The 17,322-nt window shown below is 70.1% G+C and carries 10 protein-coding genes; 6 read left to right on the forward strand and 4 right to left on the reverse strand.

Annotated features, from left to right (window positions below; all coding sequences use genetic code 11):
- The first annotated feature begins 38 nt into the window (after positions 1 to 38).
- A complete protein-coding gene (locus tag CSW64_RS08305; RefSeq protein WP_099621670.1) occupies positions 39 to 1,730 on the forward strand; it encodes an AMP-binding protein in 1,692 nt (563 codons plus the stop codon).
- A 152-nt stretch (positions 1,731 to 1,882) separates the two neighbouring features.
- On the opposite strand, the gene CSW64_RS08310 is transcribed toward CSW64_RS08305, so the two are convergent.
- The gene (locus CSW64_RS08310; protein WP_099621671.1) at positions 1,883 to 3,826 is read right to left on the reverse strand and encodes a glycoside hydrolase family 5 protein; all 1,944 of its coding nucleotides are present in this window, start codon (positions 3,824 to 3,826) and stop codon (positions 1,883 to 1,885) included.
- Positions 3,827 to 3,926: 100 nt separating this feature from the next.
- Here CSW64_RS08310 and CSW64_RS08315 point away from each other — a divergent pair, with 100 nt between their 5' ends.
- The 3 genes from CSW64_RS08315 to CSW64_RS08325 are packed head-to-tail and all read left to right on the forward strand — an operon-like array spanning position 3,927 to position 10,113.
- Complete coding sequence (locus tag CSW64_RS08315) at positions 3,927 to 5,300, forward strand: MFS transporter (protein WP_099621672.1); 1,374 nt, start codon at positions 3,927 to 3,929, stop codon at positions 5,298 to 5,300.
- A gap of 20 nt (positions 5,301 to 5,320) precedes the next feature.
- Positions 5,321 to 6,916 (forward strand): tannase/feruloyl esterase family alpha/beta hydrolase, encoded by a 1,596-nt coding sequence (locus CSW64_RS08320; protein WP_099621673.1) that lies wholly within the window; start codon positions 5,321 to 5,323, stop codon positions 6,914 to 6,916.
- Positions 6,917 to 6,951: 35 nt separating this feature from the next.
- A complete protein-coding gene (locus CSW64_RS08325) occupies positions 6,952 to 10,113 on the forward strand; it encodes a glycoside hydrolase family 78 protein (RefSeq protein ID WP_245863871.1) in 3,162 nt (1,053 codons plus the stop codon).
- Positions 10,114 to 10,119: 6 nt separating this feature from the next.
- Here CSW64_RS08325 and CSW64_RS08330 read toward each other — a convergent pair whose 3' ends face one another.
- The 3 genes from CSW64_RS08330 to CSW64_RS08340 form a co-directional block, all read right to left on the reverse strand.
- Positions 10,120 to 10,917 carry a DeoR/GlpR family DNA-binding transcription regulator gene (locus tag CSW64_RS08330; RefSeq protein ID WP_099621675.1) on the reverse strand — a complete coding sequence of 266 codons (798 nt, stop codon included), beginning with the start codon at positions 10,915 to 10,917 and terminating at the stop codon, positions 10,120 to 10,122.
- A 225-nt stretch (positions 10,918 to 11,142) separates the two neighbouring features.
- Positions 11,143 to 12,432, reverse strand: a complete 1,290-nt coding sequence (gene rhaI / locus CSW64_RS08335; protein WP_099621676.1) for an L-rhamnose catabolism isomerase — start codon at positions 12,430 to 12,432, stop codon at positions 11,143 to 11,145.
- 102 nt (positions 12,433 to 12,534) lie between these two features.
- Complete coding sequence (locus CSW64_RS08340) at positions 12,535 to 14,652, reverse strand: bifunctional rhamnulose-1-phosphate aldolase/short-chain dehydrogenase (protein WP_099621677.1); 2,118 nt, start codon at positions 14,650 to 14,652, stop codon at positions 12,535 to 12,537.
- A 97-nt stretch (positions 14,653 to 14,749) separates the two neighbouring features.
- Between CSW64_RS08340 and CSW64_RS08345 the strand changes: the two genes are divergently transcribed.
- The gene (locus tag CSW64_RS08345; RefSeq protein WP_245863872.1) at positions 14,750 to 16,171 is read left to right on the forward strand and encodes an FGGY-family carbohydrate kinase; all 1,422 of its coding nucleotides are present in this window, start codon (positions 14,750 to 14,752) and stop codon (positions 16,169 to 16,171) included.
- On the forward strand, positions 16,168 to 17,307 hold the full coding sequence (lldD, locus tag CSW64_RS08350) for an FMN-dependent L-lactate dehydrogenase LldD (protein WP_099621678.1): 1,140 nt from the start codon (positions 16,168 to 16,170) through the stop codon (positions 17,305 to 17,307). Before CSW64_RS08345 ends, lldD begins: the two co-directional genes overlap by 4 nt.
- Positions 17,308 to 17,322: the final 15 nt, after the last annotated feature.

The raw sequence follows: 17,322 nt of genomic DNA on the forward strand, positions 1-17,322 counted from the left end.
GCCCATTCTTTTGGGTGAAGACCGGGAAGGAGACCGCAGTGACCCAGGCCGTCAGCCTCGTGCGGGGCGCCGAGGCGCCGCCTCTGCTGGAACACACCATCGGCGAGGCCCTGGCTATGGCGGCTCGACGCTGGCCGGACGCCGAGGCGCTGGTCTCGGCGCACCAGGGCGTGCGCTGGACCTGGTCGGAGTTGCTGGCCAGGGCGGACGCCTTCGCGGCGGGGCTGCTGGCGCTGGGTCTCGAGCCCGGCGATCGGGTCGGGGTGTGGGGCCCCAACAGCGCCGAATGGGCGCTGGCCCAGTTCGCCACGGCGCGAGCGGGGCTGATCCAGGTCAACATCAACCCTGCCTACCGGCTGTCCGAGCTCGAGTACACGCTGAACAAGGTCGGGGTCAGGGCGCTGATCTGCGCCGAGGCCTTCAAGACCAGCGACTATGTCGGCATGGTCGAGGCCCTGGCGCCGGAGATCGCCGTCGCCCGCCCTGGCGCCCTCAAGGCGGAGCGCATTCCCACGCTGACGACGGTGATCAAGATGGGCGCGGCCCCGCGTTCGGGCTGGCTGGCGTTCGCGGATGCGCCGGCCCGGGCGTCCGGCGAGGACCAGGCTCGCCTGACCGAGATCGGCGCGCGGCTGGATCGCAACGACCCGATCAACATCCAGTTCACCAGCGGCACGACCGGCCTGCCCAAGGGCGCGACCCTGTCCCACCGCAACATCCTGAACAACGCCCAGTTCGTGGGGGCGGCGATGGGGCTGAGGGCCGGCGACCGGCTGTGCATACCGGTGCCGCTCTACCACTGCTTCGGCATGGTCATGGGCAACCTGGCCTGCACGGTGCACGGCGCGACCATGGTCTACCCGTCCGAGGGCTTCGATCCGCTGGCCGTCCTGTCGACCGTCGAAAAGGAGCGCTGCACCGGCCTGCACGGCGTGCCGACGATGTTCATCGCCGAGCTGGAGCACCCGGAGTTCGAGCGCTTCGACCTCTCGTCACTGCGGACGGGGATCATGGCCGGCTCGCCCTGTCCGATCGAGGTGATGCGCAAGGTGATCGATCGCATGAACATGCGCGAGGTCGGCATCGCCTACGGCATGACCGAGACCAGTCCGGTCAGCTTCCAGACCTCGGTCGACGATCCCGTCGAGCGGCGGGTCTCGACCGTCGGCCGCGTCCAGCCGCACCTGGAGGTGAAGGTCGTCGACGCCTTCGGCAACCCTGTGCCGCGCGGCGAGCCGGGCGAGCTGTGCACGCGGGGCTATTCGGTGATGCTGGGCTACTGGGACGATCCGGAGAAGACCGCCGAGGCCGTCGACGCCGAGGGCTGGATGCACACCGGCGACCTCGCCGTGATCGACGACGAGGGCTACGGCAACATCGTCGGGCGGATCAAGGACATGGTCATTCGCGGCGGCGAGAACGTCTACCCGCGCGAGATCGAGGAGTTCCTCTTCCGCCACCCCAAGGTCGAGGACGTCCAGGTCGTGGGCGTGCCCGATCCGAAGTTCGGCGAGGAGCTTTGCGCCTGGGTGAAGCTGCGCGCCGGCGAGACGGCGACGCAGGCCGAGATCGTCGACTTCTGCCGCGGCCAGATCGCCCACTACAAGGTCCCGCGCTACGTGCGGTTCGTGGAGGCCTTCCCGATGACGGTGACCGGCAAGATCCAGAAGTTCGAGATCCGCGCCGCGATGATCGCCGAGCTGGGGTTGGCGGAGCAGAAGACGGCCTGACGCCTGTTCCCGTCATCCTCGCGCTCGTCGCGAGGACCCATGAACACCGCCGACAGCAAGAAGGGCGCGGAGTGATCCGCGCCCTTCTCATTTCACCCACCACGCAGGGATCCTCGCGACGAGCGAGAGGATGAGGCGGTGGTCGGGGCGATCTACCCCGCGCTGAGCGTGACCGTCGTCGAGCCCGCGGCGCCGGCCCAGACGCGGACCAGCTGTTCGTTCGGCGCGTGCTCCCAGCGAGCCGCCGGGTCCGACAGCGTGACGCTCAGCGTCGTCGTCAGCTGCGCGACCGGCACGAAGATCTCGGTCGGGCCGTCGATGCTCGGGTCGGCCTCGTACTGCAGCGTGAACAGCCGCTTACCGGCGTCGAACCGCATCTGCTCGATCCGCCCCTGGGTGCGCTGGGCGTAGGGGCGGCTGAAGCCGGCGACGGCGCGACCGCCGGACATGGGATCATTCGAGGTGCGCTGGTCGATCGAATAGATCGACAGGTCCTCCTGGTTCCAGCTGTCGCCCACGCGCAGGTCGTTGCGGTTGCTGGCGGTGTAGTTCCACTGGGTGGAGTTCAGCTGCAGAGCGTCCAGGACATCGTACATCAGGCCCAGGGCCGTGGCGTGGGCGTTCCAGACGCCCTCGTCGCGCTCGCCCGCCGCCCACTGGTCGTAGGCCTGGCCCTCGTTGAGGTCGTAGGGGATGCCGAACTCGCCGATCAGGGTGGGCGAGCCGCCGTTGATCCGCCCGCCCAGCATGCGCAGGTAGCCGAGCTGCTGCATGTACTTCGCCTTCAGGGCCGACAGGTCGGCGCCCGTGTCGAAGCGTTTGAAGCGCAGGATGTTGATGTCGTACCAGTGGCTGGCGTTGACGGTCCGCTCGGGCATCGGCTCGGGGAAGCCGCGGCCGGTGCCGAAGACGTAGGGGCTGAGCTCGGCGAACAGGATCCAGTCGCTCCGCACGGCCCGGATTGCCGCGGCGACCTTGGCGTAGAAGGGCTGCATCAAGTCGTCCTCATGGTCCAGGCGCTTGCCGGCATGAACCTTGAAGAAGTCCTCGTCGACCACGACCGCCTCGCCGTTCTCCAGCCGCCAGGCGCCGGCGCGTTCGAACGGGTCGGGACCGTCGTCCAGCCAGATGCTGACGCCGTCGGCGTTGGCCAGGGTCTCGCTCTTCACGATCAGCGAGTTGCGGTCCTCGCCCCAGCCGAGCACAGGCACGGTCGTCGGCAGGCCGCGGGCCGCCTTCAGCGCCTCAAGCGGGGTCCAGCTCGGGCCAGGCCGCAGCGGGGTGGGGTTGTCGACGGTGGGGGCGGTATGGTGCTGCGACAGCTTCTCGCCGACCCAGCCCAGGCCCGGCTCGTTCAGGCTGTCGAAGCCGACGACGTTGGGCAGGTGCTTCACCCGTTTGGCCAGGGCGGTCACCGCGCCGATGTAGTGGTCCTGCAGGAAGTCCTGGACGTTCTTGCCGCCGACCTTCCAGTCGGGCGTCAGCAGCGAACCCGCGAAGAAGGCCGTCCACATGATGCCGTTGACGGGCAGGCGGTAGTTCGACGCCCAGCTCATCATCGGGTAGCGGTCTTCCTGACGCCGTTCCTCGCGGCCGTAGTCGTACTTGTGCTGCATGACGTGGACGGCGTCGGCGGCGTGGAACTTGGTCATGTCCAGGCCGACGGCTTCGAAGATCCAGCCCGGCGCCCCGTCGCCGCCGCTCATCCGGCTCCAGACGTCCTGGTGGAAGTCCACGAACAGCACCAGGCCGTGCTCGCCGGCTTTCCGCGCCACTTCGGCGATGTAGTCGAGATAGGCCTCGTCGTACTGGCTGGGGCCGGCGTGCTCGACCGCCTCCCAGGTGACCAGCAGGCGCAGCACGTTGAAGCCCCAGCCGGTGAGTCGCGACAGGTGCAGGTCGGCGTCCTCGAGCGGAAAGGGACGGCCCACGAAGCTGACGGTGCGATGGTCGGAAAAGTCGGTTGGATTCTCGGTGCCGCCGTCGGGGTAGGGGACCTTGCAGTCCCCGCCCAGGTTGACTCCGCGAAGGATCACTTGCCTGCCGAGCGGGTCGACGAAATTCTCTCCACGGACATCGATCAGAAGCTTTGACATTTCGTCCCTCGGCGTCATTGTGCGACTCGTTATGCAACTGGTGAATAAGACGGCGGACCGGTTTGGTCCAGACCGCACCGGCCGAGACGGGGAAAACGGAATGTCACAGGGGGCGCGGCTGACGGCCGCCCGCAAGATCGCGATCGGAGCCGGGGACTTCGGCTTCAACCTGTATTGGCAGACGGCCGGCCTCTACCTGCTGTTCTTCTATACGGACGGCCTGGGCGTGCCCGCGGCCACGGCGGGGCTGATCTACATGGCCGCCCTGATCTGGGACGCCGCCCTCGATCCGGTGATCGGGGTGATCGCCGACCGCACGCGCACCCGCTGGGGCCGTTATCGCCCGTACTTCCTGTTCGGCGCGCCGCTGCTGGCCGTGACCTTCGTGGCCACCTTCGTCGGGCCGGCCTATCCGACCGTCGGAGCGGTGGCCTTCGCGGCCGGGACGCACATCCTGTTCCGGACGCTCTACGCAGTCGTCTCCATCCCCTACGCCTCGCTCTTCGCCCGGATCACCCGCGACAGCGCCCAGCGCGGCGACCTGGCCGGCATTCGCATGGTGTTCGCGGCGCTCGGCGCGGTCGGCGTGGCCGCCTTGACCCTGCCGGTGGTGCAGGCCCTGGGCACGCCCGAGGATCCACGCCGCGGCTGGGCCATCGTCGGCGCGGTCTACGGAGTCCTGGCGACGCTGATCATCCTGGGCGTGGCCTGGGCCGCGAAGGGACTGGACGTCGCCGACGAGACCCCGCCGGCGCCGCGTCCGGTTGGCCAGGTGCTGCGCAGCCTGCTGTCCAACCGGGCCCTGCTGCTGGTGCTCGGCGCGGTGCTGGTCAGCTCGTTCGCCAGCACGATGTTCGGCAAGAACCTGCTCTACTACTTCAAGTACGTGGTCGGTAAGCCGGAGCTCGGCAGCGCGGCCCTGGCCCTGAGCGCCCTGGTCGCGGTGCTGTTCGTGCCGGTCTGGACCGTGGTCATCCGCTTCATCGGCAAGCGGAACACCTGGCTGGTCGGCTCCATTCCCGGCCTGGCCGGCCTGGTCCTGTGGCATCTGGCCGACGGCCACGGCCTGCCGATGCTGTTCGGCTCGCTCGCCCTGCAGGCGTTTGGCGGCGCGTCCTACGTCGTCTGCTTCTGGGCCATGCTGCCCGACACCGTCGAGTACGGCGAATGGAAGAGCGGCGTGCGCACCGAATCCCTGGTCTTCGGCCTGACCGTGCTGGGCCAGAAGGCCGCGCTCGGCCTGGGCGCGGGTTTCCTGGGCCTGCTGCTGACCCACGTCGGCTATGTCGCCAACCAGGCCCAGACCCCCGAGACGCTCGCGGGCATCAAGGCGATGATGTTCTGGTGGCCCTTCGTCGGCGGATTGATTTCGCTGGCCCTGATCTTCTTCTATCCGCTCGACCGCAAGACTCACGGCCGCATGGTCGAGGAGATCGCCGCGCGCGCGGGCTCGACCCCCGTTTCGAACAGCTGACGACCGACGGAGTACCGCTCATGACCCGCACCCGTTTGGCCCTCGCCATGACCGCCGGAGCCGGCGCCCTGCTGGCCGCCGGCGCGGCCCAGGCCGCGTCCTGCGAAGATCTGGCCAAGGCGACCTTCAAGGACGCGACCATCACCTCGGCCAAGCCGTACGCGGCAGGCGACGGCGTCGAGATCGGCGTCTTCGGCATCCCGCCGCTGCCGACCATGAAGGCCTTCTGCCGCGTCGAGGCGACGCTGAAGCCGACGCCCAAGTCGAATGTGAAGGTCGAGGTCTGGCTGCCCGACGCCGGCGAGTGGAACGGCCGCTTCATGGCCACGGGCAACGGCGGCTACGGCGGCAGCCTCGGCCAGCCGCGCCTGGCCATGCGGCCGTCCCTGCACAAGGGCTACGTCACCGCCGGCACCGACCTGGGCCACAGCGGCGACGGCAGCACCGGCGAGGACGCCTCCTGGGCCCTGAACCAGCCGGAGCTGATCGCCGACTTCGGCCATCGCGCCAACCACGTCACCGCCGTCTTCGCCAAGGCCGTGACCGCCGCCTACTACGGCAAGGGCCCGAACTACTCCTACTTCCACGGCTGCTCGGACGGCGGGCGCGAGGCGCTGATGGAGGCCCAGCGCTATCCGGACGACTTCGACGGCATCGTCGCCGGCGCCCCGGCCAACGCCTGGCCGCGCCTGATGACCTCGATGGCCTGGAGCTGGAAGTCCGCGCACGCCGACGCCGCCAGCCGTATCCCGGACGCCAAGCTGCCGGCGATCCAGGCCGCCGCCCTGGCCAGCTGCGACAAGCTGGACGGCGTCGCCGACGGGGTGATTGAGGATCCGCGCCGCTGCCGCTTCGATCCGGCGACCATCCAGTGCAAGGACGGCGACAAGGACGACTGCCTGACCGCCCCGCAGGTCGTCGCGCTGAAGGCGCTGTACCAGGGCCCGCGCGACGCCTCGGGCAAGCCGCTGTTCCCGGGCTATCCGGCGGGCGGCGAAGCCGTGCCGAACGCCTGGACCCTGTGGGTCAGCGGCGAGAAGGCGCAGCATCCGTCCTTCGCCCGGTCGTTCTACCGCAACATGGTCTATTCAGACGCGGCCTGGGACTTCCCGGCCAACTTCGACCTGGGCAAGGCGCTGGCCGACACGACCAAGACGGTCGGTCCGACGCTGGCGTCGGACAATCCGGACATGTCGGCCTTCGCCAAGAGCGGCGGCAAGCTGATCCTGTTCCACGGCTGGGCCGACGCGGCGATCAGCCCCTATGCGACGATTGAGTACTACGACGCCGTCCGGTCGAAGATGACGCCGGCCAAGGCCGACGGCTTCAGCCGCCTGTTCATGGCCCCGGGCGTCTCGCACTGCCTGGGCGGCCCGGGCCCGAACAGCTTCGACATGCTGCAATCGGTGGTCGACTGGGTCGAGAAGGGCCAGGCGCCGGAACAGGTCCTCGCCACCAAGTACGACAACGACTACGCCGCGCTGCTCGACATGCCGGGCGCCAACGTCGTGCGCACCCGTCCGCTGTGCGCCTGGCCGAAGGTCGCGACCTGGGACGGCAAGGGCTCGACCGACGAGGCGGCGAGCTTCTCCTGCAAGGTTCCGGCGGCGAAGTGATGGGTAAGGCGCGTGTTTCCAGGCGATCGCTCCTCATGGCCGCCGGCGTCGGCGCGACGGCGCCGGTCGTGACGGCCGGTCCCGCCCTGGCCGCGGGCGCCTCGGCGAAGGTCGTGGATCTGCGGACCGACTATATCGACCGGCCCTTGGGACTGGAAAACCCCAGGCCGCGGTTCTCCTGGCGGCTGGACGGCAAGGCGAGGGGGCTGCGTCAGGTCGCCTATCAGGTCCAGGCCGCCGCGTCCGAGGCGCAACTCGGGGCCGGCCCTTGGCTGTGGGACAGCGGCAAGGTCGAGAGCAACCGCAGCTTCGACGTCGCCTGGGGCGGCCCGGCGCTGGCCTCGCGCCAGCCCGTCGCCTGGCGCGTCAGCGTCTGGATCGAGGGGCGCGCCGGTCCGATCATCGGCCCAGCCTCGTCGTTCGAGATGGGCCTGCTCGACAAGGCCGACTGGAAGGGCGACTGGATCGCCGCGCCGGATCCCGAAGCCGAGGCCGATCGCAAGGCGGGGATGATCTGGGTGTTCGGCAACACCATGGCCGATCCCAAGCCGCGCCGGTTCCGGCTGAAGTTCGACCTGCCAGGGAAGCCGGTGAAGGCCGAGCTGCTGGTCACCGGCAAGGATCGTCTGACCACCGTCTGGCTCAACGGCGACGAGGTCCCTCAACCCGGCTGGCAGCCGATGTGGGGCACGATGCGCGAGCTGGATCCGGGCGACCGGCTGCAGGCGGGCGCCAACGTCATCGGGCTGGAGATCGCCACCGATCCCGCCGCGCTGCCGAAGACCCCGGCCGTGTTCTCGGCTTTGCTGCGCGCGACCATGGCCGACGGCAGCGTTGTGCGGGTGACCTCCAGCACCAAGTGGCAGACCCGGCCAGCCGAGGGGGCTGACTGGACGACCGACGCCGGCTGGCTGGCGGTCGGCTCGGCTCAGCCCTGGGGTCTCAGCCCGCCCTGGCCGGCGCGTCCAGCGGCGCTGCTGCGCCGGAGCTTCACGGTCTCGCGGCCGGTCGCGCGGGCGCGGCTCTACGCTACCGCCCTGGGCGGCTACGAGGCTCAGATCAACGGCAGGAAGGTCGGGACCGGCCTGCTGGCGCCGGAGTCGACCGACTTCCGCAAGCGCGCCCTCTATCAGGTCCATGACGTGACCGGCCTGCTGAAGAAGGGCGAGAACGCCCTCGGCGCCTTCCTCGCGGACGGCTGGTACGGCAGCGCGTTCAGCTGGAACAACGGCCGCTGGAGCTTCGGCCCGCCGCCGAACCGCCTGAAGGCTCAGCTGGAGCTGACCTACGCCGACGGAACGGTCGAGACGATCGCCAGCGACGGAAGCTGGCTGAGCGGCCCGTCGCCGATCCTGAGCAGCGAAATCTACAACGGCGAGGTCTACGACGCCCGCCGCGAACTGGGCGGCTGGTCAGGACCCGGCTTCGCCGCCGAGGGCTGGGCCAAGGCCGTCGCGGTCGAGACGCCCGAGATCGCCCTGGCCGGCCAGGTCGCCCCGCCGATCCGCGAGACCCAGCGCCTCAAGGCCAAGGCGGTGAAGACCGTCGCGCCGGGCGTGCATGTCTACGACTTCGGCCAGAACTTTTCCGGCTGGGTCAGGCTGAAGGTGAAGGGCGCGGCGGGGACCCGCGTCCAACTGCGCTTCGCCGAGGTGATCAAGGCCGACGGCGGCGTCGACGTCGCCAACCTGCGCGGGGCCAAGGCGACCGACGTCTATGTCCTCAAGGGGCAGGGGACCGAGGTCTGGGAGCCGCGCTTCACCTATCACGGTTTCCGCTACCTGGAGCTGACCGGCTACCCGGGTCAGCCGCCGGCCGACGCGATCGAGGCGGTGGTGATCCACAGCGACGCGGCCCTGACCGGCACGCTGCGGACGTCCGATCCGCTGATCGAGCAGGTCTGGCGCAACGCCGTCTGGAGCCAGCGGTCCAACCTCGTCGGCCTGCCGACGGACTGCCCGCAGCGCGACGAACGCCTGGGCTGGCTGGGCGACGCCCAGGTGTTCTGGAACGCCGCCAGCTACAACATGGACGTCGACGCCTTCACCCGGCGATTCATGGGCGACGCCCGCACCGCCCAGACCAAAGACGGTTCGTTCCCGGACGTGACGCCGTTCCCGGCCAGCTGGGACGGCTCGCCGGGCTGGGCCGACGGCGGGGTGATCCTGCCCTGGACCCTGTATCGCCAGTACGGCGACACCGGCGTCATCGACGAGAACTGGGACGCCATGGAGCGTTGGCTGAAGCACATCGCCGACGCCAACCCGGACTTCCGCTGGCGCAACAAGCGCGGCATCGACTACGGCGACTGGCTCAATCCCGAAGCCGTCGACCGCAGCAACGAGCTGACGCCCAAGGAGCTGATCGGCACCGCCTTCTGGGCGCTGGACGCCGGCTACATGGCCGAGATGGCGGAGGCCTCGGGCCGCACGGAAGCTGCGGAACGCTATCGCAAGCTCCGCGCGGACATCGGCGCGGCGTTCGTGAAAGCCTACGTCAAGCCGGACGGAACGGTCGGCAGCGACAGCCAGACCAGCCACATCCTGGCTCTGCGGTTCGGCCTCGTGCCGGAAGACCTGAGGGCGGCTTCGGCGAAGAAACTGGCCGACGACGTGATCAAGCGCGGCAACCGCCTGAACACCGGCTTCCTCGGCACGCCCTACATCCTCGACGCGCTGTGCGAGAACGGCCATGAGGACGTCGCCGTGGCGCTGCTGCAGCAGCGGGCGTTCCCGTCCTGGGGCTACATGGTCGACAAGGGCGCGACCAGCATGTGGGAGCGCTGGAACGGCGACACGGGCGACGTGTCGATGAACAGCTACAACCACTACGCCTTCGGGGCCGTGGCCGGGTTCATGTACCGCCGCCTGGCCGCGATCGAGCCGCTGGACGCGGGGTTCCGCCGCATCCGCGTGCGGCCGGTCGTGGACGCCCGTCTGCCGTACGGCGGCGGGACCTATGACAGCGTCATGGGCCGGATCGTCACCGACTGGAAGCGGACGGAAGGCGGCTTCAGTCTCGACCTGACCGTGCCGCCCAACGCCGAAGCCGAGGTGCATCTGCCGGGCGCCGTCGTTCGCGAGGGCGGCAAGGTCGTGGGCGAGCAGGGATATGTCCGGATCCTGCGCCGTGAGGGCGACCGTGTCGTCGTCGTGGCCGGCTCGGGCGTGTTCCGCCTTGTCTCGTCGGCTGCGTAGGAACGGCTACCGTCGCGCCGGACGGGTTTCGACCGGCGCGACGATCAGCCTGGCTCCGGCGCGCTCGACGTCCTGGGCGTCGGCGTCGGCCAGGCCGTCGTCGGTGATCAGGATGGCCACCTGCTCCAGCGGGCACAGGACGTGACCGGCCGAGGCGGAGAACTTGCTGCTGTCGACCATCAGGACGATCTCGTTCGCCCGCCCCAGCAGCCTGCGCTCCGACTGGACCAGCAGGACGTCGCTCTGCATCACGCCGTGACGGCTGACGGCCTGGGCGCCCATGAACATCCGGGCGGCGTGGAAGCGCCCGGCGCCGTCTTCGTCGAAGGCGCTGAGGACGATGTTCTGCTCCCGGAACACCTGGCCGCCGGGAATGGTGATCCGGGTGCCCGTCTGCGGCAGCAGGGCGCTGACGATGTGCAGCGAGTTGGTCAGCACCTGCAGGCCCAGCGGCGCCAGGTGCGGGCACATCTGCAGGGTGGTCGAGCCGCCGTCGATGATCACCGCCTCGCCCGGCGAGCACAGCGCCGCCGCCGCGCGGCCGATGGCGGCCTTCTGCGCCGGCTGGCGGCCGATGTTCTCGTGAAAGGGGTCGCCGCTGAGCCGGTCGGGTTCGCCCTGGGCCGAAGGCAGCCGAGCGCCGCCGCGCACCCGAATGATGCGGCCCTCGGTCTCCAGCCGGTCGAGATCGCGGCGCAGGGTGGCGGGGGACGCCTCGATCCGCCGATCGAGTTCCTTGAATCCGATGAAGCCTCGGTCCTGCATCAGTTGCAGGATCAGTTGCTCGCGTTCGGCGGCGTGCATGCTTGTCCCCAGTCCTCGATCCCGGAACCTATTTCGATCGGTTCGCAATCGACTGCAATCAACTTCGCTCACCTGGGCCGAAGGTCGAGCCGCGATCGGGGCAAAAAAGGAGCCGCCGGCAGGACCGGCGGCTCAAGGCTGTGCGCAAGAAAAGCGCGAACCGTCCAGGGAGGAAGCGGAGTTCGCGCCGGAGACGGCCGCCAGGACGGCCGACGGGGTAGGCGGTCAGACGATGCCCGCGCCGAGCCCGACGGGCTTGCGCTGCTGCGCCTTCCGCTCCCGCCAACCGCTGGCGCGGTAGGCGGCGATGGCGTCGATCGCGCCGCCGGCCTCGGCCCGCGCCATCGCCAGGATCGGCGTGACGTCGGTGCGGTAGGCCTGGCGCAGGGCCTGGAAGCCCATCATCACGTCGTTGGACTGCTGAGCCGCCGTCAGCGCCTCGCGGTCGACCAGCAGCGCCTTGGCGTAGGCGCCGACGATCGCCTCGGCCGAGGACAGCATGCTCTCGATCGGGTCGGTGACGTTGTGCGACTGGTCGATCATGTAGGCCGGGTTGAAGCCCTGGCGCGGGTTCAGCTCGGCCTCGACCAGTTCGTTGAACACCAGGAACAGCTGGTGCGGGTTGATGCTGCCGCTGTCGAGGTCGTCGTCGCCGTACTTGGAATCGTTGAAGTGGAAGCCGCCCAGCTTTCCGAAGCGGTGCAGGCGCGCGACGATCTGCTCGATGTTCACGTTCGGCGCATGGTGGCCGAGATCCACGAGGCACTGGGCCTTGGGACCCAGCTCCTGGGCGGCCAGGATCGACGAGCCCCAGTCCGAGATCACGGTCGAATAGAACGCCGGCTCGAACATCTTGTGCTCGAGCAGCATCCGCCAGTCGCCGGGCAGGGCGGCGTAGATGTCGGCGGCGCTGTCGAGGTAGCGGTCGAGCGAGGCGCCCAGGCTCTGCTGGCCCGGGAAGTTGGTTCCGTCGCCGACCCAGACGGTCAGGGCCTGGCTGCCCAGCTTCCGGCCGATCTCGATGCACTCGATATTGTGCTCGACCGCCTGGGCGCGGACGCCGGCGTCGGTCGAGGTCAGGCTGCCATGCCGGTAGGAGCGCGGCTGGCCCGGCTGGTCCTGGAAGGTGTTGGAGTTGACCGCGTCGAAGCCCAGGCCCAGCGCCGCGGCCTCCTGGCGCAGGCCGTCGTAGTCGTCGACGAAGTCCCACGGGAAGTGCGGCGAGACGCGCGGCGTCGCCCGGCTCAGCTGCTGGACGACGGCGCAGTCCTCGAGCTTCTCGTGGATGTTGGTCGGCTCGCCGGGGATCGGGAACTTGGCGAAACGGGTGCCGCCGACGCCGCTGCCCCAGGAGGGCAGGGCGACCGAGAAGCCCGCGACCTTGGCCTTTACGGCGGCGATGTCGACGCCGCGGCGGGCCAGCGCCCGGCCCAGGCTGTCGTACTCGTCCGCCAGGGCCTCATGGCGCGGGGCGTTGTGGCTGGCGATCGCCTCTTCGGTCAGCGGCAGGCCCATCGTCGTCTCTTTCCCTTGGTTCTGTTCGTTGAAGGGGCGGCCGGCGCTTTCCCCGTCGCCGGCCGCCGCGCCAGGTCCTTGAAGCGGGACGATGCTTCGGACCTAGCGAGTGAAGGCCTGCGCGTTGCCGGCGTCCACATTGATGATGTTGCCCGTCGACTTGGCGGAGGCGTCGGACGCCAGGAAGTAGACCGCTTCGGCGATATCTTCGGGCAACACGCTGCGCTTGAGCATCGAGCGGTTGCGGTAGAAGGCCTCCAACTCGTCGCCGGCGTCGATGCCGTAGGCGCCGGCGCGCTCCTTGCGCCAGTCGCCGTCCCAGATCCGCGAGCCGCGGATGACCGCGTCGGGGTTCACCGTGTTGACCCGGATGCCGTCGCTCGCCCCTTCCAGCGCCAGGCAACGGGCCAGATGCAGCGAGGCGGCCTTGGCCGAGGCGTAGGCGGACGCGCCGGGCGTGGCGGCCAGGGCGTTCTTGGAGCCGATGAAGACGATCGATCCGCCCTTCTGCAGCTTCATCAGCGGGAAGGCGGCGCGGCTGGTCAGGAAGTAGCCCTCGGCCAGGACGTCGTAGTTCTTGCGCCACAGGGCGACGGTGGTCTCCTCGATCGGCGCCGAGGAGGCGATGCCGGCGTTGGCCACCAGGATGTCCAGGCCGCCGAACTCACGGGCGCAGGCGGCGAAAGCGTCGGCGACCTGGGCCTCGTCGGTGACGTCGCAGACCGCCGAGCGGACGACGTCGCGACCGAAGGTCCTGGCCAGCTCGGCCTGGGCGCTTTCCGAGGCTTCGGCGTTCAGGTCGACGATCATCACGCAGGCGCCCTGCGACAGCAGCCGGGCCGCCGTCGCGCGGCCGATGCCGCCGCCGCCGCCGGTGACCAGCGCCACCTTGCCGACCAGAGGCTTGGGCGCCGGCATCCGCTGCAGCTTGGCCTCTTCCAGGGCCCAGTACTCGATGTCGAAGGCTTCCTGTTCCGGCAGGCCGATGTAGTCGCCGATCGCCTCGGCGCCGCGCATGACGTTGATGGCGTTGCCGTAGAACTCGCCGGCCAGGCGGGCGGTGGTCTTGTCGGCGGCGAAGGTGATGCGGCCCAGGCCGGGAACCAGGATCACCACCGGGTTCGGGTCGCGCATCTTCGGGTCGGTCGGACGGGCGCACCGCTGGTAGTAGGCCGCGTAACCCTGGCGATAAATCTCGAACTGTTCGGCCAGGTAGGCGTCGTCGCCCAGGCGCGCCGGATCGAGCGTCAGCGGCGCGATCTTGGTGCGCAGGAAGTGGTCGGGGCAGGAGGTGCCGATCGCGGCCAAGCGCTCGAAGGCCTTGGAGCCGACGAACTCCAGCGCCTCCGGATCGTCGCTGAAGTGGCCGACCTTGGCGCGGTCGCCGGGCATGTTTCCGCGCAGGCGGGGCATCAGGGAGGCGGCCAGGGCGGCGCGTTCGGCCGCCGGCAGCGACGGGACCGCCGCGCCCTCGAACGCCGGGCGGCCGGACAGCTTGCCGTTCAGGTACTCGGCGGCGTCGGCGATCAGGGCGACGGTGTTCTCGTAGCAGGCGTGGGCGGTTTCGGCCCAGCAGATGATTCCGTGGCCGGCCAGCATGACGCCGCGCAGGCCGGGGTTGGCCTTTACATACTCGCGGATCTGCACGCCCAGCTCGAAGCCCGGGCGCTTCCAGGGCAGCCAGCCGATCTCGCCCTTCCAGATGGCCTTCACCGCAGCTTCGCCGCCGGACGAGGCGGCCAGGGCGATCAGGGCGTCGGGATGGACGTGATCGATATGGGCGAAGGGCAGCAGGCCGTGCAGCGGCGTGTCGATGGAAGCCGCGCGGGGGTTCAGATTGAACGTGCAGTGCGGCAGGTAGCCGACCATCTCGTCCTCGAACTCGACGCCGCGGTACAGGGCCTCGGTCGCGCGGAACTTGTCCAGGTAGAGGGTCGAGAAGCCGTCCAGCTTCATCGAACCGATGTCGCCGCCCGAACCCTTCACCCACAGCACCTCGACGGGCTCGCCGGTAAGCGGGTCGGCGGCGGTCAGTTTGGCCGAGGTGTTGCCGCCGCCGAAGTTGGTGACGGTCAGGTCCGAGCCGAGCAGATTCGAGCGGTAGAGCAGCAGCGCTTCCGGCGTCATGGCCGCCGCCTCGGCCTCGTTCCAGCGGCTTTGCGGGACCGCGAAGGGCAGGGCTTCCGCCTGGGCGGCGGGGGACTCGGTTTCGATTTTCATCGCGGCGGCCTGAAAGAATTTGATCGTTTGTCGAATGATGTGGTCGTATATGATCACTTTCGACAAATATCAATCACGACATCGGGGGAGTGACGCGTTGCGAGAGGGACTGACGGTCGTCCTGGACGTCGGCAAGACGCTGACCAAGCTGAGCCTGTGGACGCGGGACGGCGGGCTCGTCGCTCGTGAGACCCGACCCAATCGGCGCGTGGAGGCCGGAGCCTATGCCGCCCTGGACGCCGAGGGCGTCGAGGCCTGGGCGATCGAGGTGCTCTCCGGCTTCGCCAGGCACGGCCGGATCTCGGCGATCGTGCCGGTCGCTCACGGCGCCGCGGTGGCGGTTCTGCGTGACGGCCAACTCGCCTGCCCCTCGCCGGACTACGAGGCCGCGCCGCCGGCGGCGTTGCGGGCCGCCTACGACGCCGACCGCGACGTTTTCGCCGAGACGGGCTCTCCCGGCCTGCCCGCCGGCCTGAACGTCGCGGTTCAGCTGGCTTGGCTCGAGCGCCTGCATCCCGGCCTGCTCGACGACGGTGCGGTGATCCTGACCTGGGCGCAGTACTGGGCCTGGCGGCTGTCGGGCGTAGCGGCGACCGAGGTGACCAGCCTGGGCTGTCACAGCGACCTGTGGCGGCCGATGGCGGCGGCGCCGAGTCGTCTAGCCGTATCGCGCGGCTGGGATCGGCGGCTGGCTCCGCTGCGCCGCGCCGACGAGGTCCTGGGGCCGATCACCGCCGACTGGGCGGCGCGGACGGGTCTGCCCGCCGACGTCCAGGTCCATTGCGGCCTGCATGATTCCAACGCGGCCTTGCTGGCCGCCCGAGGCTTCGCCGAGATCGCGGGGGAGGAGGCCACGGTCCTGTCGACCGGCACCTGGTTCGTGGCGATGCGCTCGCCCGGGCGGGAGGCGTCGATGGATACAGGCCGGCTCTCCGAAAGCCGGGACTGCCTGATCAACGTCGACGCCTATGGCGCGCCCATCCCGTCCGCCCGGTTCATGGGCGGCCGGGAGATCGAGATCCTGTCCGGCGTTGACGCCCGCCGGATCGACATCAAGCCCGACCAGCCCGCGCTGCTGGCGGCGACGCCGGAGGTCGTGGCCGCCCGCTCGATGGTGCTGCCGACCTTCACGCCGGGCGTCGGCCCGTTCCCGGGCGCCGAGGGGCGCTGGTTGAATGCGCCGGAGGACCCTTATGCGGTGCGGGCCGCGGTTTCGCTCTACGCGGCCCTGGTCGCCGACACGTCCTTGAGCCTGATTGGGGCGAGACGGGCGATCCTGATCGAGGGGCGGTTCGCCGAGGCCGAGGTGTTCGTCCGGGCCCTGGCGTCGCTGCGGCCGGACGACGCCGTCTACGTCTCCAACGCCCAGCACGACGTCTCCTACGGCGCCCTGCGGCTGATCGGCGTCGCCGGAACGCCCTCGGCGCCGCTCGAGCGGGTGAAGCCGCTGGAGGTCGACATCTCCGGCTACGCCGCCGATTGGCGCCGCCTGGCGGCCGGGGTGGAGGTCGCGGCATGAGGGCGGCCGCCATCGAGGACTATCGCGAGGTCGCCCGTCGTCGCCTGCCGCACTTCCTGTTCGAGTACATCGACGGCGGCAGCTATGCCGAGACGACCCTGGCCGCCAACGTCGCCGACCTGCGCCGGATCGCCTTGCGCCAGCGGGTGCTGCGCGACGTCTCCGCCATCGATCTCTCCACGGAGGTCCTCGGCCAGCGGCTGAAGCTGCCCGTCGCCCTGGCCCCGATCGGGCTGGCGGGGATGAACGCCCGCCGGGGCGAGGTCCAGGCGGCCCGAGCGGCGCAGGCGGCCGGCGTGCCCTTCACCCTCTCCACCGTCTCGGTCTGCAGCCTGGACGAGGTCGCCGCCGCCGTGGACCGGCCGATCTGGTTCCAGCTCTACATGATCCGCGACCGGGCCTTCATGCGCGAGCTGATGGCCAAGGCGCGGGACCTGGGCTGCTCGACGCTGGTCTTCACGGTCGACATGCCGGTGCCGGGCTCGCGCTACCGCGACCTGCGCTCGGGGCTGGCCGGCGCGTCCGGCCTCGCCGGGGCGGCGCGGCGGGCGTTCCAGGCCGCGCGCCGGCCGGCCTGGGCCTGGGACGTCGGCCTGCGCGGCGCGCCGCATCACCTGGGCAACGTCGCGCCGGTGCTGGGCTCGCAGACCGGGCTCGAGGACTTCTTTCGCTGGATGCGCGAGAACTTCGATCCGGCCATCGACTGGTCGGACCTGGCGTTCATCCGCAGCGAGTGGAAAGGCCCCCTGGTCATCAAGGGGATCCTGGACCCGGAAGACGCCGCGAAGGCCGCGCAACTCGGCGCGGACGGCATCGTCGTCTCCAACCATGGCGGGCGCCAGCTGGACGGCGTTCCGTCCACCGCGCGGGCCCTGCCGGCCATCGCCGACGCCGTCGGGGGACGGCTGACGATCATGGCCGACGGCGGCGTCCGGTCCGGGCTCGACGTCGTCCGGATGCTGGCGCTGGGCGCCGACACGGTCCTGCTCGGCCGCGCCTGGGCCTACGCCCTGGCCGGCGGCGGACAGGCGGGCGTCGCCCACGTCCTTCAACTCATCGAGGCGGAGATGCGGGTGGCCATGGCCCTGACCGGCGTGACCCGCATCGACCAGATCAAACGCGACGTCCTGGCCTGAACCGGGGACGCGCCT

Origin of the sequence: Caulobacter mirabilis, from assembly GCF_002749615.1 — a bacterium.
In the GTDB taxonomy this organism is placed as follows: domain Bacteria; phylum Pseudomonadota; class Alphaproteobacteria; order Caulobacterales; family Caulobacteraceae; genus Caulobacter; species Caulobacter mirabilis.

Bases quoted from the DNA above. Each gene is read 5' to 3' on its own strand.
- CSW64_RS08310 (WP_099621671.1), bottom strand. From the start codon at position 3,826: ATGTCAAAGCTTCTGATCGATGTCCGTGGAGAGAATTTCGTCGACCCG.
- CSW64_RS08315 (WP_099621672.1), top strand. From the start codon at position 3,927: ATGTCACAGGGGGCGCGGCTGACGGCCGCCCGCAAGATCGCGATCGGA.
- CSW64_RS08320 (WP_099621673.1), top strand. From the start codon at position 5,321: ATGACCCGCACCCGTTTGGCCCTCGCCATGACCGCCGGAGCCGGCGCC.
- CSW64_RS08325 (WP_245863871.1), top strand. From the start codon at position 6,952: ATGGCCGCCGGCGTCGGCGCGACGGCGCCGGTCGTGACGGCCGGTCCC.
- CSW64_RS08330 (WP_099621675.1), bottom strand. From the start codon at position 10,917: ATGCACGCCGCCGAACGCGAGCAACTGATCCTGCAACTGATGCAGGAC.
- rhaI (WP_099621676.1), bottom strand. From the start codon at position 12,432: ATGGGCCTGCCGCTGACCGAAGAGGCGATCGCCAGCCACAACGCCCCG.
- CSW64_RS08340 (WP_099621677.1), bottom strand. From the start codon at position 14,652: ATGAAAATCGAAACCGAGTCCCCCGCCGCCCAGGCGGAAGCCCTGCCC.
- lldD (WP_099621678.1), top strand. From the start codon at position 16,168: ATGAGGGCGGCCGCCATCGAGGACTATCGCGAGGTCGCCCGTCGTCGC.